General features: G+C 60.2%; 17 protein-coding genes. 10 read left to right on the top strand and 7 right to left on the bottom strand.

The window, feature by feature from the left end; genetic code table 11:
- Positions 1 to 232: 232 nt before the first annotated feature.
- Genes CD351_RS14150 through CD351_RS14135 form a run of 4 tightly spaced genes read right to left on the bottom strand, consistent with a single transcriptional unit; the run spans position 233 to position 6,465 of the window.
- Positions 233 to 1,117, bottom strand: a complete 885-nt coding sequence (locus tag CD351_RS14150) for a phosphodiesterase (protein WP_111993237.1) — start codon at positions 1,115 to 1,117, stop codon at positions 233 to 235.
- A 2-nt stretch (positions 1,118 to 1,119) separates the two neighbouring features.
- On the bottom strand, positions 1,120 to 3,075 hold the full coding sequence (locus tag CD351_RS14145) for a cytochrome c3 family protein (RefSeq protein WP_111993236.1): 1,956 nt from the start codon (positions 3,073 to 3,075) through the stop codon (positions 1,120 to 1,122).
- Between the two features lie 10 nt (positions 3,076 to 3,085).
- Positions 3,086 to 3,949 carry a hypothetical protein gene (locus CD351_RS14140; protein WP_111993235.1) on the bottom strand — a complete coding sequence of 288 codons (864 nt, stop codon included), beginning with the start codon at positions 3,947 to 3,949 and terminating at the stop codon, positions 3,086 to 3,088.
- Positions 3,949 to 6,465 carry an NAD(P)-binding domain-containing protein gene (locus CD351_RS14135; protein ID WP_111993234.1) on the bottom strand — a complete coding sequence of 839 codons (2,517 nt, stop codon included), beginning with the start codon at positions 6,463 to 6,465 and terminating at the stop codon, positions 3,949 to 3,951. Before CD351_RS14135 ends, CD351_RS14140 begins: the two co-directional genes overlap by 1 nt.
- Before the next feature lie 111 nt (positions 6,466 to 6,576).
- On the opposite strand from CD351_RS14135, the gene CD351_RS14130 reads away from it, so the two are divergent.
- Positions 6,577 to 7,518: a tetratricopeptide repeat protein gene (locus CD351_RS14130; protein ID WP_111993233.1), complete on the top strand. Its 942-nt coding sequence runs from the start codon at positions 6,577 to 6,579 to the stop codon at positions 7,516 to 7,518.
- Between the two features lie 85 nt (positions 7,519 to 7,603).
- Here CD351_RS14130 and gdhA read toward each other — a convergent pair whose 3' ends face one another.
- Positions 7,604 to 8,956 carry an NADP-specific glutamate dehydrogenase gene (gene gdhA / locus CD351_RS14125; RefSeq protein WP_111993232.1) on the bottom strand — a complete coding sequence of 451 codons (1,353 nt, stop codon included), beginning with the start codon at positions 8,954 to 8,956 and terminating at the stop codon, positions 7,604 to 7,606.
- Between the two features lie 217 nt (positions 8,957 to 9,173).
- Between gdhA and CD351_RS14120 the strand changes: the two genes are divergently transcribed.
- The 3 genes from CD351_RS14120 (at position 9,174) to CD351_RS14110 (ending at position 15,965) form a co-directional block, all read left to right on the top strand.
- Complete coding sequence (locus CD351_RS14120; RefSeq protein ID WP_111993773.1) at positions 9,174 to 10,889, top strand: BCCT family transporter; 1,716 nt, start codon at positions 9,174 to 9,176, stop codon at positions 10,887 to 10,889.
- Positions 10,890 to 11,263: 374 nt separating this feature from the next.
- Entirely contained in the window at positions 11,264 to 13,921 is a 2,658-nt protein-coding gene (locus CD351_RS14115; RefSeq protein ID WP_174214276.1) for a TonB-dependent receptor, read from the top strand.
- A gap of 79 nt (positions 13,922 to 14,000) precedes the next feature.
- On the top strand, positions 14,001 to 15,965 hold the full coding sequence (locus tag CD351_RS14110; protein ID WP_111993772.1) for a tetratricopeptide repeat-containing sulfotransferase family protein: 1,965 nt from the start codon (positions 14,001 to 14,003) through the stop codon (positions 15,963 to 15,965).
- Here CD351_RS14110 and CD351_RS14105 read toward each other — a convergent pair.
- Positions 15,962 to 16,300, bottom strand: a complete 339-nt coding sequence (locus CD351_RS14105; protein ID WP_111993230.1) for a tRNA-binding protein — start codon at positions 16,298 to 16,300, stop codon at positions 15,962 to 15,964. The two genes, CD351_RS14110 and CD351_RS14105, sit on opposite strands and share 4 nt — an antisense overlap.
- 79 nt (positions 16,301 to 16,379) lie before the next feature.
- Between CD351_RS14105 and CD351_RS14100 the strand changes: the two genes are divergently transcribed.
- Genes CD351_RS14100 through acs form a run of 6 tightly spaced genes read left to right on the top strand, consistent with a single transcriptional unit; the run spans position 16,380 to position 23,102 of the window.
- Entirely contained in the window at positions 16,380 to 16,859 is a 480-nt protein-coding gene (locus CD351_RS14100; protein ID WP_111993229.1) for a (2Fe-2S)-binding protein, read from the top strand.
- A gap of 3 nt (positions 16,860 to 16,862) precedes the next feature.
- Positions 16,863 to 19,115: a molybdopterin cofactor-binding domain-containing protein gene (locus CD351_RS14095; protein WP_111993228.1), complete on the top strand. Its 2,253-nt coding sequence runs from the start codon at positions 16,863 to 16,865 to the stop codon at positions 19,113 to 19,115.
- 14 nt (positions 19,116 to 19,129) lie between these two features.
- Entirely contained in the window at positions 19,130 to 19,600 is a 471-nt protein-coding gene (locus tag CD351_RS14090; protein WP_111993227.1) for a cytochrome c family protein, read from the top strand.
- Between the two features lie 5 nt (positions 19,601 to 19,605).
- Positions 19,606 to 20,550: an XdhC family protein gene (locus CD351_RS14085; protein WP_111993226.1), complete on the top strand. Its 945-nt coding sequence runs from the start codon at positions 19,606 to 19,608 to the stop codon at positions 20,548 to 20,550.
- A complete protein-coding gene (locus CD351_RS14080; protein ID WP_162627742.1) occupies positions 20,543 to 21,121 on the top strand; it encodes an NTP transferase domain-containing protein in 579 nt (192 codons plus the stop codon). The genes CD351_RS14085 and CD351_RS14080 overlap by 8 nt, the downstream gene beginning before the upstream one ends.
- Before the next feature lie 55 nt (positions 21,122 to 21,176).
- Entirely contained in the window at positions 21,177 to 23,102 is a 1,926-nt protein-coding gene (gene acs, locus CD351_RS14075) for an acetate--CoA ligase (protein WP_111993771.1), read from the top strand.
- Positions 23,103 to 23,105: 3 nt separating this feature from the next.
- On the opposite strand, the gene CD351_RS14070 is transcribed toward acs, so the two are convergent.
- Positions 23,106 to 24,578, bottom strand: coding sequence for a TolC family protein (locus CD351_RS14070; RefSeq protein WP_234027145.1), 1,473 nt, complete (start codon positions 24,576 to 24,578; stop codon positions 23,106 to 23,108).

Genomic DNA, 24,578 nt, shown 5'->3' with positions numbered 1-24,578 from the left:
TGCACTAACGTGCGGGCGGCTCTTTGAAAGCGTTGGGTGAGGCACGGATGCAAGGTTTCGCATTCTTGGCGAAATCGGAAAGTCACACATCCTACAGCGGTGCAGGGTTCGATGGCCCCGTGAAAGCCTCGGAACTGCGCGGGTTTCGGTCGCTGGGGCAGGTCAGATGCGTTTTTCCAAACGCACCACTTGCGTGGTCCAGATCCTTCGATGTCAGCTGCGTGAAGCGGGCCTAGGTGCGTTCGGCGAACAGGCCCTTCATCATGGGCTTCAGGTGGTCTTCGAACCGGGCAAGCGTCTGCCAATGTCCGACCGGCTGAAAGTGGGAGACGAACTCTGCGTCTCGCCAAAGGTGGAGCGAGTAGAAGGGCGGTTCCGCCGCGACAATCGGGCGGCTGTCCGCGACCTCTGCATCCATGGGACGAAGGTCGAGCGCAACCGCAGGCGCAACCGCGGGCGTAACGCTGAGCGGAATACCCTCGACTACGGAATGCAACGGACGGTGCAGGTGCCCGGCCTGGATCGAGATGATCTGGTCATGGCCCTTTACCGTCGCGTGGAAACGCTTGAACCACGCTTCGCCGGGGCTCGGGTCCATCCAGTCGATACCGGCGACGACAGGCGGGTGGTGCATGAAGATCACCGTGGGCGTGTCCGGATGCGCGGCCAGTTCCCTCGCGAGCCACGCGGCGCGGGTTTCGCAAAAGGCACCGCCGTGACGGCCCGGCTCGAACGAATCGATGCACACGACCCGCAGCGCGTTGCCGGCTCCGTCGTCGCAATCGATCGCGAATTGCGCGAAACCATCGGCTGTGGGGCAATCGGGAAACGCCTTGAGCAGCTCATCGCGCGAATCGTGGTTGCCCGGGATGACATGGACCGGAAAGGGGCATTCGGCGACGAGTTCGCGAATGCGGGCGTAGCTGTCGGGTTGGCCGCCATCGGCAAGGTCGCCCGACAGGATAAGCATGTCGGGCAGGACCTTCTGGTTCAGCAAATGCCCCAAGACATTGCGAAACCTCACGAAGTTGAACTCGTTCTCTCCCGCTTCCGGCTCAAAGCCGACATGCGTATCGGTGATCTGTGCTATCAGCACACCGCGTTTCTCGCTCTCCATCCTTAGCGTCTTAGACTGCTCAAGATTGCTGCGACATTATCGTTAGCACCATTTCCGGGCATATCTGGATGATCTTTCGGTCTCCAGGGAGAGGTCGGTGTGTGATAGCCGTGACACATCGCGCAAGTGGATGGCACGATCTCGTCGGTCTTAGCCGCCGTTTCGCCGAGGTGGCAATCGCGGCAGCTTTCAAGGTCAGGGATCAGCAGGTCCGTGGCCTCGTTTGAAGTGCTGGTCGCGTGGCATTCTGTGCATTCGAGCGGTTTGCCCGCTGCGTCTTCCTCATGCGCCGAGTGGTAGAATGCGCCGTGCATCAGGAAGCGGTTGGGCAGATTGACCGGGGTCAGGTCGCGCCTGCCATCGGTCATGGTCGGGATGTGGCACTCGCCGCAGACGCCATCGCGCTCAAGGGCGCGATTGATCGCGATGTAAAGCCCCATCGGGCGGCCAAAGTTGGAGTAGTAACGCCCCCCGCGAGCGAACTGTCCGGGACGTCCGCGCCCGGATACGATGTCGCCGCGCGGACCGCGGTTCATGGTCGCAAGGTCGGCCATGAGGTCATCGATATTGCCGTGCCGCAGGGTGCGGAAGCCCGGCCCGGCGCGATCGAAAACGAGACTGTGGCAGGACTCGCACGAGTCTTCCATCACCACCGGCTTGTAGTCGCCAAGGTCCTCGACCCGCCGCTTCGACAGGCCGGACTGTTTGAGGCTCTTGAGGTCAGCCTGCGACCATTTGACATTGCCGAGCGTCTCGACCGCAGCGTCGGTCAGCCCGCCCTTGCGCATCATATCGCGCTCGGCGTCGCTCCATTCGGAGTGGCAATCGCTGCATTCGAGCGGGGCGCCGTACTGGCTGAGGCTGATTGCCATGCGGGCAACGCCGCCTTGTTCGTCCATGTGTTCGTCATGGGTGAACTTGAGGCCGCTCATCTCTACCGGCTCGGTGTCGAGCGACACGCGCACCGGCTTATCGGAGAAATGAGCAGTGTAGATCAGCGGGCGGAATTGCGGGTGCTTGTCTCCGAAGTCGGTGGCGTTGCCGAAACTGACATCGGTAAGCCGCGCATCGAGGTCGTCGTGGCAATCCGAGCAGAATTGCTGGTCCCAGAACTGATGCTCTTCGGCGGCAAGATCGACCGGGCCTTCATGCTCCGAGTGGCATGAGACGCAGCCCAGCGGACCTTCCTTGCCGAGCGTTTCGGCAATCGACCACTGGATCGCATCGCCGGTGCTGAGCGGTGCCATGCCTTCGCGCAGGCGCGGCATTTCAGCATGATCGCCAAGGCCGAGTTCCTCGTGACACGAAAGGCAGGTCTCGTCCTGCACGGAAACGAACGGTGTCGCGTGGCAGGCTTCGCAATTGTCTTCGAGGTGAGCGTGCTCGACGCTCATTCCGCCCGAAATCCATGCTGCGTCGAATTTGGTTGCGCCCACGACGTCCTTGTCCATCGGATCGTTCTCAGGCGGTGTGCTTGCAAGGTTGGTGACGATCGGAACCGCTAGGAGGAGGCCGAGGATCGCGATCGTGAAGCCCCAGGCCATCGTGCGCTTGCTGGGCAGCGCGGCGGCAAGCGCGAAGGAGGAAAGCGCATCGCTCGCTGCCTCGTCTTTCTCGACCTGCTTGATGATGATCTGGACAGGTCCGTCGCCTTCGCGAGAGATCGCCAGACGCGCAGAGCCGACCGAGATTTCGGCACCGACATTAGGGTCAATCGTGCCATCCTTGACCGAGCGACCATTCAAGCCAAACTCAAGTCCGCCGAGAGACTCGGCCATCAGCATTCCGCCGCCCGCATCGGCAAGGCGCACGTGGCGCTGCTCCACGGCGAGGTCGGCAAGGTGGATGTCGCTTTCCGCAGCGCGGCCGGTGATCAATTCGGGCTTGCCAACCTCACGGTCGCGGACGATCTCCCGGCCCGAAGCGGTGATGTCGATGGTGCGGATCAGGAATGCCATGACGCCAGCCTCACCAATAGTAGAACACGCTCACGACATGCGCGAGCAGTGCGGCGAGAAGGGCAATCGTCGCCGGAATATGAATGAACAGCCACACCTCAAGCAGCGCCCTGATGCGCAGGTGGCGTCGGATCTGGCCGAGCTGATCGGCACGTTTGACGAGCAGTGCATGGACGCGCTCTTCGGCCTCGCTTCCGCTCTCGGAAATGCGGGCAAGCGCGCGACTGGTCTTGCAGCCGGGATAGGTGCCAGTCAGCCGGCCCCAGGCCCCGCCATAGAACACATCCTGTTCAAGCGCGGCGATCACAAGGTCGGTTTGCTCACGGCCAAGCGGCTGCGCTGCGCTTTCAAGCTGGCGATCGAGCGCTGTCAGCGCATCGAGCATTTCGGCCCGGGTCATCTCCTTGCGGTTCGATGACAGGGTGGAGGGCAGGGTGGCGTAGGCGATCACCCCATAAATGCCGCTGATGATCACCAGCAGCATCAGGAAATAGGCAAGTGTATGGACATTCCACCCGATCTGGAAACCGGTGTGCAGCGTGCCCACCACGATCAGCGCGAGGCCCAGATAGACATGCGCGCTGGTCCATGCTTTCAGGCTCCATTGCCCGGTGGTGATCTTGCGTTTGCGAATGCCGAGCAGCGAGAGCCACACGATCAGCAGAAGCCCGATCGTCCCGAGGGTATAGCCATACCAGCTGCCCCCATTCGGGCGCGGTTCCTGATCGATCATCGCGTAACCAAGCCCGGACACGATGCACAGCATCAAGGCGATCCAAAGCCAGCGGAAACGCCGATGCTTGAGGAAGCTGACATGGTCGGCGTTGCGCCGACGTTCGTCCTGGTTGAAGCGTTTGCCTGCTACACTCGCCATCAGTCTTCGACGTCCTCTGTAAGCTTGGCAAAGGTGAGGAACTTGTCAGGGGCCACGCGGATGGCAGCACCGGTCGGGCAGGCGCGCACGCAGGCAGGGCCTCCGTCGATGCCAGCGCACATATCGCACTTGATCGCCTTCTTCGCGAGGTCGGGATCGCCGTTCTTCTTGCGCCACGAATAGGATGCCTCGCCGGGACCGGGGCCGCTGCCGAAGAACAGCCAGCTCAGCAGCGATGGCTTCTTGGGCGGCACCGGATCCATGCGGATCACGCCGTAGGGACAGTTGCTCTTGCAATTGCCACAGCCGATGCAAGTTTCCGCGTTGATCGAGACCTCGCCATCGGGCCCGCGCTGGATCGCGTTGGGTGGGCAGTCGGCCATGCAGTGCGGGTGTTCGCAATGGCGGCATGAGGTTGGGACGTGTAGGTGAGCAAAGCTCTTGCCCGCCTCACGGTCGAGCCGCGAGAGCCCTTCATGCGCGTCGGCGCAGGCCCGCTCGCAATTGTCGCAGCCGATGCACAATTTCTCGTCGATAAGAAGCGCGTCGGTTGCCTCGCCGATACCCTGTTCGGACAGGAACTTGGCGGTTTCGGTGTAGAGTTCGAGCGCGTTGTCGACGCTGTCTTTCTGGCTCTCGATGAAGTCTGTCGTGCGGCGGCGATCCGCCATGACTTCGAGCGCGCGTTCACGCAGCTGCGGCTTCTTGTCGAGCAGCTCGAGGAAGCCATCGCCCGGCAGGCGGATGACTTCGGACTTCACCGATGCCTTGACCGTCGCGGTGCGTTTGGAACCGTCGATAACGGCCATCTCGCCGAAAAAGGTGCCTGCGGGCAGGTAGGACAGGAAAATCTGGCGGTCGCCGATTGCCTTCTCGACCAGCATCGAACCAAAGCGCAGGATAAAGAGGTCCTTATCGTCATCGCCTTCCTTGATAACGACCTGGCCTGCGCGCACTTCTTCCGTCTGCGCACTGGCGACCAGAGGAGCAATGTCGTCAGGTGTGAGGCCCGATCCGAACATTTGCAGGATCTGGCGCTCGATCGAGATGCGCTTCACGGTCTCGTTCGCTTCGGGCGAGGAACCAATGAGTTTCAGCGCGGCCTTGCGCGACAATTCGGCCACCACGGTTTCCTCGGCAGCGCGGATCGTTGAACCGCGGCGGCGACCGGAAATCAGGCCGACCTCGCCAAAGATCGAACCCTGACCGATGGGTACCGTGATCGAGGGATCATTGGGATCGACTTCAACCGCGACTGATCCTTGCGCGATGGCGAACAGCGAGGAGCCCTGTTCGTTGCGACGGAAAATCGCCTCACCCGGCGCGAAGGCCGTGCAGTTGGAATCGAGCATCAGCTCGCGCATCTGCAGGGTCGACAGACCTTGGAAGATGCCGACATTCTTTTGATAAACCTCAAGCCAGTGATCGACCGGCTTGTTGCCGGGAAGGCTTGCGAACACCTCTTCGAGCAGCGGTTCGTCTGCAGGTTTGGGTGATTCGCCCGTCGCGAGATATTCGACGACGTCATAGCCCTGGTTCATGCAGTGCTTGATCAGCGGATAGCCCGCCAGCGCCCCGATTACGAAAATGCCGGGCTTGGTCGATTCAAATACGGGCGAGAGAATGGGAAAGGCGCTGCGGTCTTCGCTGGTGAATTCGACGCCCATCGCCTCGATGAACTTGCGCGGAGGCTGAGAACCGATACGCGCGATGATCGTCTCGCACGGGATGGTTTCCTGACCGGTTTCGGTCTCAAGCACCATTTCTCCGTCGCGCACTTCGGCAGGCGAGGTCTTGTAACGGATCCTTAGCTTGCCATCGTCATGTGCAGCCTGAAGCAGATCGGCGTTGCGCTGCTTTGCCTTCGCAAAGTCGGACCCGCGGTTGAGGATCGTGACCGTGTTGCCAAGCGCTTCTTCGGCAAGGCCGAGAGCATTCTCGATCCCCGCATCGCCCGTTCCCACGACGGTGATATGCGTGTCGTGATAGTCTGCAGGGTCATCGAGCTGGGAAGTGATCATCGGGTGATCAGCACCGGGACAGCGCAGCTTGTTGGGATTGCCCTGCGTCCCTATACCCAGAATGATCGTTTTGGTACGGAAGGTGGCCCCGGCCTTCGTCTTGAGCGTGAAGTCGCCTTTCTCGCCCGACACTTCGACGACTTCGGCGTTGTATTCGACGTTGACGCCCAATTCGGCAACCTGGCGATCCCAGGTGTCGAGGATGAATTCCCGCTTGCCTTCGTCGAATTCTATTCCGGCATGCACGCCCTCTTCGTAACCGCCAGCGCGCAGCTGGAGGTTGGAAGGCGTCGCCATGACGTGCTTGCCCTTCTGGTATTTGTAGATCGTGTCGGAGAGGTGGTCGGTCTTTTCCAACAGGACATGCGACAGGCCACGCTTGGCAGCTTGGCCAGCGGCGCTCATCCCGGCAGGACCGGAGCCAATAATGGCGACTTCATACAAGTCTGACAATCTAACCCCCCCTTTGGTTAGATCAAATCCCAAGGCCACCATAAGGAAAGTGGCCCCCAATGCCAGAGTCAATTGCCGTTTTCTGCACCGCTTGCTAGTGAAATTCTTATGTGATCCGATGCAAATAGCGCGATTGAAGGGATTTATAGCGATATGTCTGGGGGTAAGGCGGGCTGGGTCCTGCTAGGTGGCGCGGCTGTGCTTGCAGCCGGTTCGATTGGCTACAACGTTATCGGAAGCGGAGAAAGCGAGGCGGAAACCGTCGCTGCGAGCGAGACTGGCCCGTCGATGGAGGAGTTGCGCGCCGCGGCCAATGCGTCGAGCGACGATGCCGGCCCGTGGAGCGAGCTCGCCTTTGCGCATTTCCAACGCAATGAATTCAGCGATGCGGTAGGCGCGTATGAACGCGCAGTGGAGATTGACGACAGCGCCGCTGCCCTGTGGTCAGCACTCGGCGAAGCGCGCGTGATGGCGGTGGATGCGGCCAGCGCGGCTGCCGATCCGCTTCCGCAGATTGCGCTCGATGCGTTCGAAAGGGCGCTTGAGCTCGATCCTTCCGATCCCCGGGCGCGATATTTCCTCGCTGTGAAGAAGGACATCGATGGCGACCATCAGGGTGCGATCACCGACTGGCTGGCTCTGCTTTCCGAGACACCTCCGGGCGCACCGTGGGAATCCGACGTGGTGCGCACCATTCAGCAGGTCGGCGCGATCAATGACATCGCGGTCGATCAACGACTGGCAACCGTCATGGAAACACGCGCCACACAGACGCCGATGCTGCCCGGATCGGGCGCGGCGGCTGGTCCGGCTGCATCGGCTGATGTGCGCGGACCCACAGCGCAGCAGGTGGTCGAGGCAAGCCGCATGCCTCCCGGCGAACAGCGGACAATGGCCGAAGGAATGGTCGCGAGGCTGGAGAGCCGACTCGAAAGCGAGCCTGACAATATAGATGGCTGGGTCATGCTGATGCGCAGTCGGATGACCCTGGGCGAGCCTGACCGTGCACGTGCCGCGCTTGATGGGGCGATTGCGGCGAATCCATCGCGGGCTGCGGAGTTGCGCGCTGCGGCGGAACAACTCGGGGTGCGGTAACATACCGAATTTTGCTCGACTGTATGAAAAAAGGGGCGCCTCCATCAAGGAGACGCCCCTTTTTTCTTGCCCTTGAACGGGTGGTTCAGACGACGCCGAATGCCAGCATCGCGTCAGCGACTTTCTTGAAGCCTGCGATGTTCGCACCCTTCACATAATCGACATAGCCATCGCCTTGGTCACCATACTCGGTGCACTTTTCATGGATGCCTTTCATCAAGTCGGTCAGCATCTCGCCGAGGCGTTCGTGGTTCCAGCTGATGCGCTCGGAGTTCTGGCTCATTTCCAGACCGGAAACCGCAACGCCGCCTGCGTTCGCGGCCTTGCCTGGGCCGTACATCAGCTTTGCATCGTGGAAGACTTTCACGCCTTCAAGTGTCGTCGGCATGTTAGCGCCTTCCGACACGCCCTTGCAGCCGTTGCTGACGAGCGCCTTCGCCTCGTCTTCATTGAGCTCGTTCTGCGTTGCGCATGGCAGGGCCAGATCGGCCGTAACATTCCAAGGACGACCTTCGTGGAAGGTCGCGCCTTTGAACTCGTCGGCATATTCGCTGATCCGGCCACGCTTGACCGTCTTGAGATGCTTGACCCAGTCGATCTTCTCCTGATCGATGCCATCCGGGTCGTGGATGAAGCCGCCCGAGTCCGACAGGGTCAGGACCTTGCCGCCGAGCTGAGTGATCTTTTCAGCGGCATGCGTCGCGACATTGCCCGAGCCTGAGATAACGGCGGTGTGTCCTTCGACATCCATGCCTTTGTGCTTCATCATGTTCTGCAGGAAGTAGACCGCGCCGTAGCCGGTTGCTTCGGGACGCATCTGCGAGCCGCCATATTCCTGGCCCTTGCCCGTCAGCACGCCTTCCCAGCGATTGGTAATGCGCTTGTACTGGCCGAACATGTAGCCGATTTCGCGACCACCCACGCCGATGTCGCCTGCAGGCACGTCGGTGTCTGGGCCGATATGGCGATAAAGTTCGGTCATGAAGCTTTGGCAGAAGCGCATCACTTCGGCATCCGACTTGCCTTTCGGATTGAAGTTCGCGCCGCCTTTACCGCCGCCCATGGGCAGGCCGGTGAGCGAGTTTTTGAAGGTCTGCTCAAACGCGAGGAACTTCAGAACGCTTTCGGTCACACTCGGGTGAAAGCGGATGCCGCCCTTGTATGGACCAATGGCGTTGTTGTTCTGGACACGCCATCCGCGCTGTACGCGAACATTATGATTGTCGTCTTCCCAGCACACGCGGAACGAGATGATCCGGTCCGGCTCTGCAATCCGGCGCAGGATCTGCGCCTCATGGTATTCGACTTTGTCTTCCATGAATTCGAAGATGTCCTGCGCAACTTCGTGCACTGCCTGGACAAATTCGGGCTGTCCCGGATTGCGCTTTTTGACGCCTTCCATGAACTGTTCGAGATTTACGTGATCAGATACGGCCATTGTTTTCTCCCCCCACTAGGAAATACGCGACCTGAAATGATGTTCTTTTTGTTGCGCCCTGTATCAGCGTAAAGTCCTGAATGCGCAAGGGGCTTGGGGTAAATGGTGCGAAGTGGCCGCGAAAGGGGGGGCGGGGTTGCAAAGAGGCGTCCGGCCCCTGTAGGAGCGGCGCTTCCAAGAACGGTATCCTTGACCGGGCGCCAAACCAAGGATGCTCATGACCAGCGAAAGCGCTGACGCCTCTTCTTCCAGTGATTACCCGATCGATCCGCCGATCATCGACCTTCACATCTTCACGCATGACAGCGGTTTCTACGACGGCTTCAGCCGCGAAGTGACCATCCCGGGCAAGATCATCGTCTCGCTGATCATCATGTGGGCAATCTTCTTCCCGGTCAGCGCGATGGAAACGCTGCAGGTTGCCAATTCGACCATCATTTCCTCTTTCAGCGGCTGGTACGTCTATCTCGTCGCTGCCCTGATCGTGGTTTGCGGTATCCTGGCGCTTGTGCCGCAGATGGGTTCGCTCAGGATCGGCGGTCCGGGCGAGAAACCAGAGTTTTCGCGCTTCTCGTGGTTCTCCATGCTTTTCGGGGCCGGCATCGGCATTGGGATGCTGACCTACTCCACCGGTGAGCCACTCGCGCATTTTGCGAACAATCCGGACATCATTCGCGGCACCATCGAAGCGGGCACAGCGGAGGCCGTGCGCCCAGCCTATATGTGGACCTTCCTGCACTGGGGTTTCGGCGCATGGTGTACCTACGCGCTGGTCGGGCTGGCGATCGGCTATGTGTCGCATAGGCGAGGGCTGCCGCTAACCAACCGGTCAAGCCTTGCGCCCATTTTCGGCAAGTCGATGTCGGGCATTGCGGGGCACGTGGTCGATATCGTTGCGGTTGTCGCGACAATCCTCGGTGTCGCGGTCACGATGGGGTTGGGCGTGCAGCAATTCGTTGCGGGGCTCTACCGGGTCGGGATGGGTGATTGGCTGATGGTCGAGGCAGGCGATGGAAGCGGGCTGACCGCTTCCGCTCCTGCGATTGTTGCGGCGCTGCTGGCACTGGTCGGGGCATCGACATTGAGCGCGCTTTCCGGCGTCGGGCGAGGCATCAAGTGGCTGTCCAATATCAACATGGCCCTGTCTTTCGGGTTGCTGGCGTTGTTTGCGACCGTTGGTGTCGGGATCGGTGGGCTCGAACTGCTTGCGGTGGGGGTGTGGGATTACCTTGTAACGCTTCCGGCCAATTCCCTGACGCTGTTTTCAAGCGATGGCAGTCAGGCTGGCGACGCTCTCGTGCAATGGCAGCTTGATTGGTCGGTGTTCTATTGGGCCTGGTGGATCGCTTTCGCACCGTTTGTCGGCATGTTCATCGCACGCATCTCTCGCGGGCGAACAATTCGGGAGTATATTTTCGGCGTCGCCCTGGTGCCTTCGCTGATGTGCTTTTTGTGGATGGCGCTGGCTGGCGGGACGGCGATTGAGCTCGAGCTCAGCGGGCAGGCTGGCGGACAGATCCTCGAAACAGGGATATCCGATCAGCTTTACGCGACGCTCGCGGTGCTCCTCAGTCCGGGCGCAGCCCTGATCGTTTCCGGTCTCGTGGTGGTCCTGCTGATGACATACCTCATCACCTCTGCCGACAGCGCGATCCTGATTGTAAATACGATCAATGGCGCTGGCGATGATGAAGGCGCGCGTCGCTATCACATCGTATTTTGGGGCATGGCGCTCGCCTTCGTGGTCGGCTCCATGCTCATCCTTGGGGGGATAGAGGCCATCCGGATCACCATGATTATCGGAGCATTGCCGTTCTCGATCGTGGTTGTCGCGATGTGCGTGAGCATCATCAAGGCGGTCGTCTTCGATCTCATTCGGAAACGGCATGGCGTGCCGACGACTGCAGAGGCCTGTGAGGGCTGGGCTGGCTAAGTTACGGTTTTCACGAAGACTTCTCGCTTAACATCCCTAAGGTAAAATCAAAATCCGTATCTTAGAAACTGATCGTCAGTTATCTGAGTCTTAACGACAAGAATTTCAAATAATGATAAAGATGCTCTTTGTGTTCGCAAAGTTGACTTAAGATATACTTGGAAATTGCAGTTCCAACCATTTCTGTGTGGTTATTCTGCAACAAGGTTTCTTAGCGTCCCGAAAACCGGACTGACCCTGTGGTCAGACTCTCACGGGCTTGATACCGGACCCCCACACGCGCGCCGATACTTTATCGAGAGCGCGGGTTTGCTTGATCAAGCTGGTGCGTCCCTCGCATCGCGCAAGCACCAAAAGCCTTAAAGGGGTTCAAAATGAAAAATCACATTGCTGGCGCGTCCATGGGCGCGCTTGCGGTCGCACTCTCAGCGCCTGTCGCCGCTCAGGAGCAGGCTCCCGCTCCTACGCAGGCCGAGCGTCAGGGCGGTGTCCGCACAATCGTCGTGACCGCTCAGCGTCGTAGCGAAGATTTGCAGGACGTGCCCGTTTCGGTTTCGGCTATCGGCGCAAAGGAGCTTGAAGAGCTGAACATCGACACGTTCGAGGATTATCTTGAGCAGATTCCATCGGTTACCGCCGGCGGCAACGGCCCCGGCCAAAGCACGATTTACATTCGCGGCCTTGCCTCGACCACGCCGAACATTACCGTTGCCGGTGTTGCAGGACTTGCGCCAAACGTTGCTCTCTATCTCAACGATCAGCCGCTATCGCAGCCGGGCCGTAACCTCGACGTATATGCCGCCGACCTTGAGCGTATTGAGGTCCTCTCTGGTCCGCAGGGCACGCTCTTCGGCGCGAGCTCGCAGGCAGGCGTTGTTCGTCTTATCACCAACAAGCCGGACCTGAACGGCTTTGCAGTCAACGGTTCAGCGGGCGTGTCTTTCACCAAGGGCGGCGAAAGCAGCTATCAGGGTGAGCTTACGGTCAATGTACCGGTAACCGACACATTCGCACTGCGCGGCGTGGTCTATCTCGACGATCAGGGCGGCTACATCGACAACGTGCCGGGCACGCGCAACCTTTCGGAAAGCGCCCGCTTCCGTCCCGAAGGCTTCGTGCGCGAAAACGGCGTTCCGGTGAACGCCAACCGTGCAGGTTTCCAGTCGACCTCGGACCTGAGCGGCGTCACCTTCCTCGACGCGGACAATGCCGGGCTCGCGGAAGACGACTTCAACGACACCCAGTATGCCGGTTTCCGTATCAGCGGTCTTTGGGAAGTTACGCCCGACTGGACCGTGACCGTCTCGCACCAGCGCCAGAGCCTTGAATCGGACGGCGTGTTCTTCGTCGATCCCGAGCTGGGCGGCCTCGACGATCTCGAGATTGAACGGTTCGAGGAAGATCGCCTCGAAGACGATTTCTCGAACACCAGCTGGACCGTCGAGGGGCGCATTGCGATGCTCGACGTGATCTACACCGGTGCATACACTGACCGCGAAAGTGACCAGCGCGCAGACTACACCGACTACCTGTTTGCTGGCCAGTATCTGCCGTATTACATTTGCGACGGTTCGGTGAGTTATCCCGGCTCCGCCGATCCGAGCGGCACGTGTCAGGCGCCCAATCTTTACGTGAACTCGTTCTCGAAGACCGAAGTCTTCACGCAGGAACTGCGTCTGAGCACGCCGGACGACTGGCGCGTGCGTTTCCAGGGTGGTGGCTTCTATTCCGACCTCAGCCTCGAGGAACGGGTCGACTTCAACTATCCAGGCAACGTCGCAGCGGCACCCTTCGGACCGTTCAAGGCGAATTTCCCGCAGACGACAGGCTTTATCTCGGATGCGGGTCCGTTCCAGCGCGACACGATTTTCCGCAACGACATTCGCCGCACCGACGAACAATACGGTATCTTCGGTGAAGTCAGCTTCGACATCGTGCCCGACCTTCTGACCGCAACCTTTGGCGCGCGTTACTACGACGTCGAGGTCGATTTCGAAGGCAGCGCCAACGGATCGTTCTGCAACAGCTTCAGCGCTGAGGACCAGAACGCTTTCGGCACCGATATCAGCGACCTGTATAACGGCGACGGTCAGTTCACCTTCATCGGTTCCTGCGACCCGGCTCTACGCCAGGTGTTCGATCTGAACGATACGCTGGAGGACATCCAGAACGCTGGCCTAAGCGCAGGCCAGGCACAGCAGGTGTTCAACGCCGTGCGCGCGCCTGACACGGCATCGACCAGCGGAACCATCTTCAAGGGGACGGTCACTCTTACACCAACCCCTGACCTGCTGTTCTACGCGACCTATTCGGAAGGCTTCCGTCCGGGGCTGCTCAACCGCCCCGGCGGCGCAGTATCGGCTGGCACAGGTTTCGTCGTGCCGTTCGAGGTCGAAACCGATGAGGTCAAGAACTACGAACTCGGTTGGAAGATGGACCTGGTCGACGGTCAGTTCCGCTTCAACGGATCGGCCTTCTTCGTCGATATCTCCAACCTGCAGACGCAGATTTTCGACCCCTCGATCACCAACCTCTTCTTCTCGTCCAATGCGGCCGATGCGGAGATTTTCGGGATCGAAGCGGACTTCGTGATCGCGCCTTACTCGACGCCGGGTCTGACCATTGCGGGCGCTTTCTCGATCCTCGATACCGAGATTACCGAAGTGCTGATCCCGACCACCGACGTGCTTGAAGGCGAAGAGCTGGCCTATGCGCCGGGCTTCCAGGGCAACCTTCGCGCTCGTTATGAGTGGGACGTTTCCAACGAACTGACGGCTTACATTCAGCCGCAGGTTTCCTATTCGGCGTCGAAGTTCACCGACATCATCGAGATCAACAAGATCCAGCTCGATTCCTACACTTTGTTCGACCTTTCGGTCGGCGTGAAGGCGGATCAGTGGGGCTTTGAGATCTTTGGCGAAAACCTCAGCGACGAGCGTGCCGAAATCTCGGGCATCTTCGGCAACGATCGCGAACGCATCATCACCAACCGTCCACTTACCGTGGGCGCGCGTGTGTCGTTCAACTACTGATCGGATGCAATGAAGCAATCGGCGGCGGGGGTGAGCAGGCTGTTCACTCCCGCCGTTTGCTGTGTAACAGGCCGACATGATGAGTTCACGCGATGAACAGCTGAAACTCGCGCAGACAGCGCTGCAGGCAGGTCGCTTCGCCGAGGGGCTGGCGCATGTCGAGGCTGTGTTGTCGGACGAGGCGGCAGATGGCGAGGCGCTATACATGGCGGCAGTCGCGTGCCGCTATCTGAAGCGGTTCGAAGATGCGTCGGGGTATCTCCAGCGGCTTCATGCAGCGATGCCGGAATATGGCCGCGCATGGCAGGAGGAGGGGCATCTCTCGCTTGCTCGCGGTGATGAGCAGGCCGCGCTGGCCGCATTTGCCCAAGCCACGCGGTTCAATTCGGCTCTTGAGGCAAGTTGGCGCGAACAGGCGCGGCTGGCCGGTCAGCTGGGACGAAGTGACGAAGCTGCTGCCGCGCAGGCTCAGCTTGATCGTTTGCGCCGGCTGCCGCGCGAACTGGTCGCGGTCACCAACCATTTTCACGAAGGGCGCTTGCTGCGGGCGGAGGAAATCTGCCGCCATCACCTGCGTCAGAAGCCGCGCGATGTCGAAGGCATGCGGTTGCTTGCGAGGATCGGCGTCGAACTGGGCGTTCTGGATGATGCGGAGTTCCTGCTCGAAACAGCCGTCACGTTCGAACCTGAGAACATCCAGTTGCGTCTCGATTTCATCGACGTTCTTCGGCGCAAGCAGAAGTTCGAACGCGCCTGCGAAGAAGCCGAGGCGCTTTATGCGCGCGACCCTGACAACGCCCTGTTTCAGTCGCGCCTCGCGATAGAGAGCATGCAGGCTGGCGAGTACGAACGCGCGTTTGAACTGTTCGACAAGGTGCTCGAAAAGCTGCCTCGCGACCATTCGACCCTTACGAGCAAGGGGCATGCGCTGAAAACTATGGGAAAGCAGGACGATGCGGTCGCAAGTTACCGAGCCGCCTTCGCTGCGCGTCCCGATCACGGTGATGCCTATTATGCTCTCGCCAACCTCAAGACCTATCGCTTCACCGATGCTGAGATCGAGGCGATGCGTATGCAGTCAGCAAGATCCGATCTGGCTTTCATGGACCGGGTGCACATAGCCTTCGCTCTGGGCAAGGCATTGGAGGATCGCGGTGAGTATGAAGCGAGCTTCACTCACTATGATGAGGGCAACGCGCTCAAGCGCGCTCAGACCCGATACAGCGCCAAGGGTATGACTGACGAACTTACGCGGCAAAAGGCGTTCGCCACCCGAGACCTGTTCGAAAAGCACGCAGGGACCGGCCACGATGCGCCCGATCCGATCTTCATCCTCGGATTACCACGCGCTGGTTCAACTCTTCTGGAGCAGATTCTGGCCAGCCATTCGCAGATCGACGGTACACTTGAGCTTCCCGACATTCTCGCGCTTGCTCACAGGTTGCGCGGGCGCAAGGCGGGGGCACCGCTTTATCCGGCCAACCTTCACGATTTAGACGCTGACGACTTCGCAAAGTTTGGCCAGCAATTCATTGAGAACACCCGCATTCACCGTCAGGGCGCGCCGTTCTTTATCGACAAGATGCCGAACAACTTCCGGCATATCGGCCTGATTCATCTGATCTTGCCCAACGCAAAGATCATCGATGCGCGGCGCGCGCCGATGGATTGCTGCTTTTCCGGTTTCAAGCAGCTTTTCGCACAGGGGCAGGAGTTCACCTACGGGCTACACGAGATCGGCCGGTACTATGCCGATTATGTCGACCTGATGGATCATTGGGACAAGGTGCTTCCCGGCAAGGTCCTGCGCGTGCAGCACGAGGACGTTCTCGACGATCTTGAAGGGCAGACAAGGCGGATGCTCGAATACCTCGAAGTGCCCTTTGAGGAACAATGCCTGTCGTTCCACAAGACCGACCGCGCCGTGCGCACGGCGTCGAGCGAGCAGGTGCGCCAGCCGATCAATCGCAAAGGGCAGGGCGCGTGGAAGCCGTTCGAGCCGTGGCTAGACCCACTCAAAGATGCTTTGGGCGACCTTGCCTAAGCCATCCGCGCGCCGTTGGGCACGTCGTGATCTGGCCCAGCGAGAACGATCGCGCCATAAGCATCAGGGAAGCCCAGAACCAGCACCTCGGACATGAACGGCCCGATCTGCCGGGGCGGAAAATTGACCACCGCCATAACCATGCGCCCGACCAGCCCATCGGGCGAATAATGATCGGTGATTTGAGCCGAGCTTTTCTTCACGCCGATCTCACCCCCGAAATCAACCCACAGCTTGATCGCGGGCTTGCGCGCTTCCGGGAAAGGTTCGGCTTTGGTCACAGTGCCTGCGCGCACATCGACCGCCATGAAGTCGTCGAAGGTAATCGTGTCCACTGTCGTTCCCTTTTACAAGATCGCGCCCATCAGATAGATTGCGGATAGCAACTCAAGAGCGCTCGGGGAATTAATTGATATGGCAAGTTTCATCCTGAACGGGGAGTCGGTGACAATTGACGCCGATCCCGCGATGCCGATCCTTTGGGTCATTCGTGAGAAGGCGGGACTTGCCGGCACGAAATTCGGCTGCGGTATTGCGCAATGCGGCGCTTGCACCGTGCATCTTGATGGTCAGCCTGTGCGCTCTTGCTCGACACCGATTTCGCAGGCCGAAGGCCGCGAAGTCACCACTATCGAAGGTGTCGCCGGACCTGAAGGGGAGCTTTCCGCAATCCAGAAGGCGTGGATCAGCGAGCAGGTTCCGCAATGCGGATATTGCCAGTCGGGCCAGATCATGAGCGCGACGGCCCTGCTGCGCGACAACCCGAACCCGAGCGATGAAGACATCGATATGGCAATGCGCGGCAATATCTGCCGCTGCGGTACGTACACGCGCATCCGGCGTGCGATCAAAGTCGCCGCCGGGCAGGCTCAACCCCGTAATGAGGAGGCATAAGCCATGAACGACATGTCTCCTGAGAAGAAAGAACGCTCGCGCCTCGCCAAATGGAGCAGGCGCGGCTTCATCGGCGCCGGTGTGCTGGCAGGCGGCGGTCTGCTTATCGGCATCGGCGTTCGACCCGGCAACCCGATCGGCAAGCTGTCCTCCAAAGTCGCGCCCGGCGCGGATGAGCAATTAGTCAACAGCTGGGTCAAGATCGACACCAACAACATCGTGACCGCCATCGTCCCTCATTGCGAGATGGGGCAGGGCGCTCATTCGGTCCTCGCGCAGATGCTCGCGGATGAGCTTGATGCGGACTGGAGCAAGGTCAATGTCATGCAGGCCCCGACGGACGGCTCCTACATCGTGACCGATACGGCTCGCATGTTCGTTGCTCCGTTCACGATGAACGCGGCGGACTGGATCGAGCCAACCTGGAACGGCCTCTTCACGCAGATCGGGCGACTTGCCGATGCAATGTTGACCGGCGGGTCGTCCTCGATCCGTACCACCGGCCAGTACCAGATGCGCGTAGCCGGAGCGGCAGCACGCAAGATGCTGGTGGGCGCGGCAGCTGATGAGTGGGGTGTGCCCGCGAGTGAGATCGAAACGCGCGACAGTACCTTGATCCATGCGGCGAGCGGCAGGCAGGCGAGCTATGCCGAGTTTGCGACCGCGGCGGCAGAGCAGCCCATGGACCAGACACCCGAGCTCAAATCACCCGATCAGTATCGCCTGATCGGGAAAAGCAAGGCGCGCACGGATATTCCCGCAAAGGTCGATGGCACCGCCAAGTTCGGCATCGACGCTGCGCCCGAAGGCGTGGACTACGCCTATGCGGCAAGCGTTCGCCCTCCGGTGCCCGGTACGCGCGTCGCCAGCATGGACGCGTCAAAGGCCCAAACCATGGCCGGCGTGCTCCAGATCCTAAACATGGGCGATTTCGTCGCGGTGGTGGCCGACAGTTACTGGCAGGCGCAGCAGGCGCTGGGTCAGATCGACGTCACCTGGACCGAAGCCGAAAGCCCCATCCGATCCACGCAGGACCAGTTCGCTGCTTACGCAAGAGCGCTCGACGAAGCTGGCGCAACCGGAGGTGAGGAAGCGGCAGCGAAAGGCGATGCGCAAGCCGCCCTCGAAAGCGCCGCCATTGTGATCGAGGCTGAATACAAGGCGCCCTATCTCGCCCATGCGCCGATGGAGCCGATCAATTGCACCGCGCAGGTGATCTACGGCAAATGCGACGTGTGGACCAGCACTCAGGTCCCGTTGATGGTCCGCTCCGCGCTCTCCGATGCGCTCGGAATTTCGAAGGACGATATCACCGTCCATCACCCCTATCTTGGCGGTTCCTTCGGGCGACGTCTGGAAGCGGTGTATGCAGTGATGGCCGCGCGGGTTGCGCAGGCGACAGGCTATCCGGTCAAGTCGATCTGGAGCCGCGAGGAAGATACCCAAAAGGCGCTCTATCGTCCCGCCGAACTCAGCCGCTTCAAAGGCGGGCTTGACGAAAATGGCGCTCTAGTTGCTTACGACAACGTCTTCACCCAGCGCCACGATCCTGCCGAGGCCAGTGTTCCGGGCATTTACGCGATACCCAACACCAGCGTCCGCGTCGCCGAAGCTCCGCTTCACCTGCCGTTCGCAGCATGGCGGTCAGTCGACCATTCACAGCACGGGTTCTTCATTGAAAGCTTTATCGACGAAGCGGCGCACGCAGCGGGCAGCGACCCGATGGATTACCGCATGGCAATGGTCTCGGGCTCGCCGCGCCATGTCGCGGTGCTCGAAAAGCTGAGAGAGATGAGCCGCTGGGACACACCTGGCGCACAAGGCACAGCAAAGGGTGTTGCCATCGTTGAGAGCTTCGGCACTATTGTCGCTGAAGTGATCGACGTGGACATGAGTTCGGGCAAACCGAAGATGCTCAATGCCTGGGCGGTTTGCGATGCGGGTTATGTCGTCAATCCCGATGGTTTTGCAAACCAGATCGAAGGCGGCATCGTCTTTGGCCTGACTGCCGCCATGTATGGCGAGCTTGATCTTGAGGACGGCGCGATCGTCCAGAGCAACTTTCACGATTACAAGATGCTGCGGATCGACGAGACGCCCAATATCGAGGTTGCGGTCATCAACAGCGGTATTGTGCCAATCGGCGGCGCGGGCGAACCCGGCCTCCCTCCGGCAGCACCGGCCCTCACGAATGCGATCTTCGCTGCGACCGGCAGGCGTTTGCGCGATCTTCCCATAGCGAAGCAATTTACCTGAGCGCAGGTGGGCAAATGAAGCTTCGCGCAATCGGCGCAGCGGGTCTGGTCGTCCTCTCGGCAAATGTCGGCGCATTTGCGCAGTACGGCCTCGATACGAAGGGTAATTCCGAGGGAGATGAGACTTCGCCGTATTCCGCAGAGGAAATCGCCTTCGGACGTGAGGTTTTTGGCATGTGCGACGGATGTCACACGCTCGCGCCCGGTGGCAGCTCTGCCGCCGGACCGAACCTTCACGGGATTATCGGGAGAGAGGCAGGCAGTCTGGACGGTTACCTCTTTACCGACGCGCTGCGCGGTTCAGGCATCACGTGGGATGCCGTGAGCCTGGATGCCTACCTCGCTGACCCGGAAGGGTATGTACCGGGAACCGATATGCAGCGCGGTACGGTGAGAGAACCTGATTTTCGGCGCGCATTGATCGCCTATCTCTCCCACCTCAGCGATCAGCCCGCCAGTCAAACGCCTGTCGAGAACGGCGAGTAAGACAATTGGATATCAAGCAAGTCTGCCAATTTCTCGCCGGAGCCATCGACAAGGGCCAGCGCTGCGTTCTGGTCACCGTGGTCGCGGTCGAGGGGTCTTCCATGCGCAATCCCGGCACGATCATGGGCGTTGCCGAAGACGGCTCCTTCGAAGGCTCCTTGTCGGGTGGCTGTATCGAGAACGCAGTGGTCGCGGAAGCGCGGCGGGTGTTTGATGCGGGCGCTGCGCGGATTGTCCGGTTTGGCGCAGGCTCGCCCTACCTCGATATCAAGCTGCCCTGCGGCGGAGGGCTCGACCTCCATTTTCAGCCGCTCGCCGACGCGGGCCTTGCTTTGGAATGCCTGAATTCCATCGCGGAGCGTTCACCTTTCTCGATCAGACTTGGCCCCGACGGTGCCCGGCACGTAAGCGAATGGATGCCTGCAACATTCGATGCGCGTGAGGGCACGGCGACGTTCGGTCACTGGCCTCAGCCATTGTTGCAGATCGTCGGACACGGTGCAGGTGTTGAGGCTTTGGCTGTGCTTGGCCGCACACATGGTTGCTCGACCCGCATCCTCACGCCGGACGAGCGAATGATCGGCGGGCTTACAGCGCAGGGGATTGAGGCGACCCTGCTTGAGCGAACGAGCCAGACCGATTTGCTTGCCAGCGATCGGTGGACCGCCACGATCTTTCTGTTCCACGATCACGACTGGGAGATCGACCTGATGCGGTGCGCGCTTGAGCAGCCGCATTTCTATCTGGGCGCGATGGGTGGCAGAAAAGCGCATGCATTTCGCACTGATGCTCTCTCCAGAAAAGGACTGAGCGACGAGGCGCTCTCCATGATCCGCGCGCCAATAGGGCTGTTTCACTCTTCGCGCGATCCGAGGACGCTCGCGCTGTCTACGCTTGGAGAGGTCATTCGGACCTACGAGGAAACCCGGTTTGAGAACGACCTTGGCTGATGCGCCGCGTCTTGGCGTTGCGCTGCTTGCCGCTGGGTCATCACGGCGGTTCGGCAGCGGTGACAAGCTTGCTGCCATTTTCAGAGGCAGACGGCTGGGCGACCACGCGGCGCTAGCCATTCCGGTCGAAGAATTCGCCGTGTCATGGGTCATCACTTCGCGCATCGGTCATGCCTGCGAACAGGTCTGGCAGGATTGCGGCTTGAAACCCATTGTCAATCCAAGGGCGTCTGAAGGAATGGGCACTTCGGTGGCCTGCGCGGCCCGGATGGCCGAGGCCGAGGAACTCGACGGTCTTATAATTGCACTTGCCGACATGCCGATGGTCCCGAAGGGGCATTTCATGGCGCTCATCGGCGCGCTTTGTGGACCACAGGCCATTGCGGTTTCCGCCTATCACACTCTGCGCTCCCCGCCGGCAGCTTTTGGAAAAGACCACTTTTCCGCTCTCGCATCGCGTGAAGGAGACATCGGCGCGCGGGACCTTCTTTCACGTGGCGAAGCCATCTTGTGCCCGCCCAACTGGCTGGTGGACATAGACACCACCGAGGCTCTCAAATCCCTTGATTGAACAATGGACAGGCGGCCCTGACGCCCCTTAAGAACCGTTGCCAAGGAGAGAGATGATGACCGGATTTGTCGCGCGCCCAGACCAGACGCATACGTCCCATTGTACCGGAGTCCAGTATGCGGCCATGTATGAGCGTTCGCTGGCTGATCCCGATGGTTTCTGGCTCGAACAGGCCAAGCGTCTCGACTGGACCACGCAGCCGAGCAAGGGCGGGGAATGGAGCTACGACCCTGTCGATATCAAGTGGTTTGCCGACGGTTCCCTGAACCTGTGTCACAACGCGGTTGACCGTCATCTCGAAAGCCGCGGGGAGACACCCGCCATCATCTTCGAGCCTGACGACCCTACAACGCCTTCGCGCACACTCACATTTCGCCAGCTGCACACGGAAGTCATTCATATGGCCAACGCCCTGAAAGCCATCGGCGTGACCCGGGGCGAGCGCGTGACAATCTATATGCCAAACATCGTAGAGGGTGTGACTGCCATGCTTGCTTGCGCAAGGCTCGGCGCGATCCACTCGGTCGTTTTCGGCGGCTTCTCACCCGAAGCGCTCGCAGGCCGTATCATCGACTGCGAAAGCCGCTTCGTGGTCACAGCCGATGAAGGCAAACGCGGCGCAAAGAGCGTTCCCCTCAAAGCCAATGTCGACGCCGCTCTCAATGTCGATGGGGTCGATGTGACCGGAGTGTTGGTTGTGCAGCACACCGGCCTCGACGTGCCGATGGTCGAAGGGCGCGATCACTGGTTCCACGCCGTCAGGTCGGACGCTGACGTCCCTTGCGAGACTATGTCCGCAGAGGACCCGCTGTTCATTCTCTACACCTCAGGATCGACCGGAAAGCCCAAGGGCGTGCTGCATACGACCGGCGGATACGGCGTCTGGACTGCCACCACCTTCAACTACATCTTCGATTATCAGCCGGGTGAGGTGTTCTGGTGCACGGCGGATATCGGCTGGGTCACTGGGCACAGCTACATCGTTTATGGCCCGCTGATGAACGGCGCGACGCAGGTGCTGTTCGAAGGTGTTCCCAACTACCCCGATTTCGGGCGTTTCTGGGATGTTGTGGCGAAGCACAAGGTCAACATTCTCTACACGGCACCCACCGCGATCCGCGCGCTGATGCGGGAAGGTGATGGCTACGTGACCAGCCGCGACCGGTCCTCGCTCCGCTTGCTGGGAAGCGTGGGAGAGCCGATCAATCCCGAAGCCTGGAGATGGTATTTCGATGTGGTCGGAGAAGGCCGTTGCCCAATCATCGACACCTGGTGGCAAACCGAAACCGGCGGCTGCATGATCACGACCCTTCCCGGCGCGCACGACATGAAACCGGGGAGCGCGGGGCTGCCGATGTTCGGCATTCGCCCTCAGTTGGTCGATAATGACGGGGCGGTGCTGGAGGGAGCGACCGAAGGCAATCTGTGCATCACGCACAGCTGGCCGGGTCAGGCGCGCAGCGTTTACGGCGATCATGATCGCTTCGTGCAGACATACTTTTCTACCTACCCCGGCAAATACTTTACCGGCGACGGGTGCAAGCGCGATGAGGACGGGTATTACTGGATCACGGGCCGCGTGGACGACGTGATCAACGTCTCAGGCCACCGGATGGGCACGGCTGAAGTCGAAAGCGCGTTGGTGCTCCACCCTCAGGTCGCAGAGGCCGCCGTGGTCGGATACCCGCATGATGTGAAGGGGCAGGGCATCTATTGCTATGTCACCACCAACGCTGGCGTCGAAGGGTCCGACGCACTCTATCAGGAGCTGCGCGCTCATGTGCGCAAGGAGATCGGTCCAATCGCGACGCCTGACCAGATCCAGTTCACCGACGGCCTGCCCAAGACCCGTTCGGGCAAGATCATGCGCCGCATCCTTCGGAAAGTGGCAGAAAACGACTACGGCTCGCTGGGTGATACATCCACACTTGCGGACCCGTCTCTCGTCGATCGCCTGATCGAAGGGCGCCAGAGCACTTAGAGCCTATTCGAGACCTAGCTCATCGAGGTTCATCACCGCCGCATTGTAGCTTGCGGTGGCGAGCCTTCCGACAAGCTGTGCGCGGATGCCGCGAATTTTGGCGTCCGCCGCGCTTTCCTCGCGCAGGTTGACCCTGAAAAAATCGCCTGCGCCCAGTTGGAAACGCCTGCGCTCCGCCGCGACCATCGCTTCAGCCTGCTCGATCTCTTCAGTCGCCAAATCGGCTAGCCTTAGCGAGGCATTGAGGTTCGTGAGGATGTTGTCGAGTTCGACTGCGATCTGGTCAGCGACACGCCGTTCGCGAAGTTCGATCTCGCGCAATTCTGCTTCAGCGCGCTGAAGCCGTCCGCGCGCTGTACGTCGCTGCAACGGAACAGTGAAGGTCACACCGACCGTGGTATCTGTGGAGTCGAAAGTCGAACCACCATCCCCGATCGCTCCAAAATCGCGTGAGACTTCGGCTCGCAGCTGAAGATCGGGCTGCAAGTCGTTCTCGCGCAAGGCAACTTTGTTTTCTGCGCGCTCGATTGCCAGACGAAAGTTTTGAAGCTCGGGCCGGTTCGCAAGCACTTCGCTCATCTCGATCGCCATCAGGCTCGCCATGTCTGGCAGTTCAGCGATGACGTCAGAGGTGGGCAGGTTCGCCCGGGTGGGAACGATCAACTCACCGTCATAATCGCGCAGATAATAGGAAAGCGAGGTCGCAGCCACAGCGAAGGTTCGCTGAGCCTCAGCGAGAAGCGTGCGGCGGCGAAGGACATTTTGTTCGTTCTCGATCAGGTCGACCTGTGCCCGTGCACCCAGACCAACCTCGCGCGAAAGGCCCACTGCGCGCGCTTCTGCGATTTCGAGCAATTCTTCGTAAACGCGGATTTCCTCGCCTGCCGCGACCCAGCGCCAATATGCGCCGAGCGCTTCGTGCTGGACCTGCAATTGCACCAAAAGCACATCGAGCTGCGCCTGACCTGCGGCAAGCCGGCTGTCCTCGACCGCGAAACGCCGCTGATCGATGCTGTTGTTGCGTAGCAGCGACAAGAGGCCGCCGACCTTGAATTCACCGAGCTGATTGGTGTTGTAGATATTTTCGTAAATCGGAAAGGTGCCGTCGGACAGGCGATAGGTCCCGTAGATTTCCGCACCCATCGGGGCGAGCGGTTGGCGCGCGCCGACTTCGGCATAGCCACCTGAAAATGTGCCGGTGACGCGGTCGTAGGCTTCCCCTTCGAGTATCAGATCGAAAGCGCCATCGGCTGCAAGCTGGTCGGACCGGGCGGCTGCTTCACGCTGGAAGCTTTCGAGAATGCTCGGGAATGTGAGGGCGGATGAACGCAACACTTCCCTGGGCAAAAGCGGACCTGTGCGCAGGGCCTGTTCAAGCGGTTCCTCGAGAGGCTCGATATCCTGCGCGTAAGAAGGCTGCGCAGCAACAATTGCAACGCACAGCATGGCGGCTCTGATGGCAGAGCGGACCGTCAT

Source organism: Erythrobacter sp. KY5 (genome assembly GCF_003264115.1).
Taxonomy (GTDB): domain Bacteria; phylum Pseudomonadota; class Alphaproteobacteria; order Sphingomonadales; family Sphingomonadaceae; genus Erythrobacter.
Note: the sequence above shows the minus strand (reverse complement) of the source record. Positions and strands in the feature narration are given on the sequence as shown.

Coding starts and splice junctions, on each gene's coding strand:
- CD351_RS14070 (WP_234027145.1), bottom strand. CDS start 24,578: ATGACGGTCCGCTCTGCCATCAGAGCCGCCATGCTGTGCGTTGCAATT.
- gdhA (WP_111993232.1), bottom strand. CDS start 8,956: ATGGCCGTATCTGATCACGTAAATCTCGAACAGTTCATGGAAGGCGTC.
- CD351_RS14140 (WP_111993235.1), bottom strand. CDS start 3,949: ATGGCGAGTGTAGCAGGCAAACGCTTCAACCAGGACGAACGTCGGCGC.
- CD351_RS14100 (WP_111993229.1), top strand. CDS start 16,380: ATGGCAAGTTTCATCCTGAACGGGGAGTCGGTGACAATTGACGCCGAT.
- CD351_RS14115 (WP_174214276.1), top strand. CDS start 11,264: ATGAAAAATCACATTGCTGGCGCGTCCATGGGCGCGCTTGCGGTCGCA.
- CD351_RS14150 (WP_111993237.1), bottom strand. CDS start 1,117: ATGGAGAGCGAGAAACGCGGTGTGCTGATAGCACAGATCACCGATACG.
- CD351_RS14095 (WP_111993228.1), top strand. CDS start 16,863: ATGAACGACATGTCTCCTGAGAAGAAAGAACGCTCGCGCCTCGCCAAA.
- CD351_RS14120 (WP_111993773.1), top strand. CDS start 9,174: ATGACCAGCGAAAGCGCTGACGCCTCTTCTTCCAGTGATTACCCGATC.
- CD351_RS14110 (WP_111993772.1), top strand. CDS start 14,001: ATGAGTTCACGCGATGAACAGCTGAAACTCGCGCAGACAGCGCTGCAG.
- CD351_RS14130 (WP_111993233.1), top strand. CDS start 6,577: ATGTCTGGGGGTAAGGCGGGCTGGGTCCTGCTAGGTGGCGCGGCTGTG.
- CD351_RS14145 (WP_111993236.1), bottom strand. CDS start 3,075: ATGGCATTCCTGATCCGCACCATCGACATCACCGCTTCGGGCCGGGAG.
- acs (WP_111993771.1), top strand. CDS start 21,177: ATGACCGGATTTGTCGCGCGCCCAGACCAGACGCATACGTCCCATTGT.
- CD351_RS14090 (WP_111993227.1), top strand. CDS start 19,130: ATGAAGCTTCGCGCAATCGGCGCAGCGGGTCTGGTCGTCCTCTCGGCA.
- CD351_RS14135 (WP_111993234.1), bottom strand. CDS start 6,465: ATGGTGGCCTTGGGATTTGATCTAACCAAAGGGGGGGTTAGATTGTCA.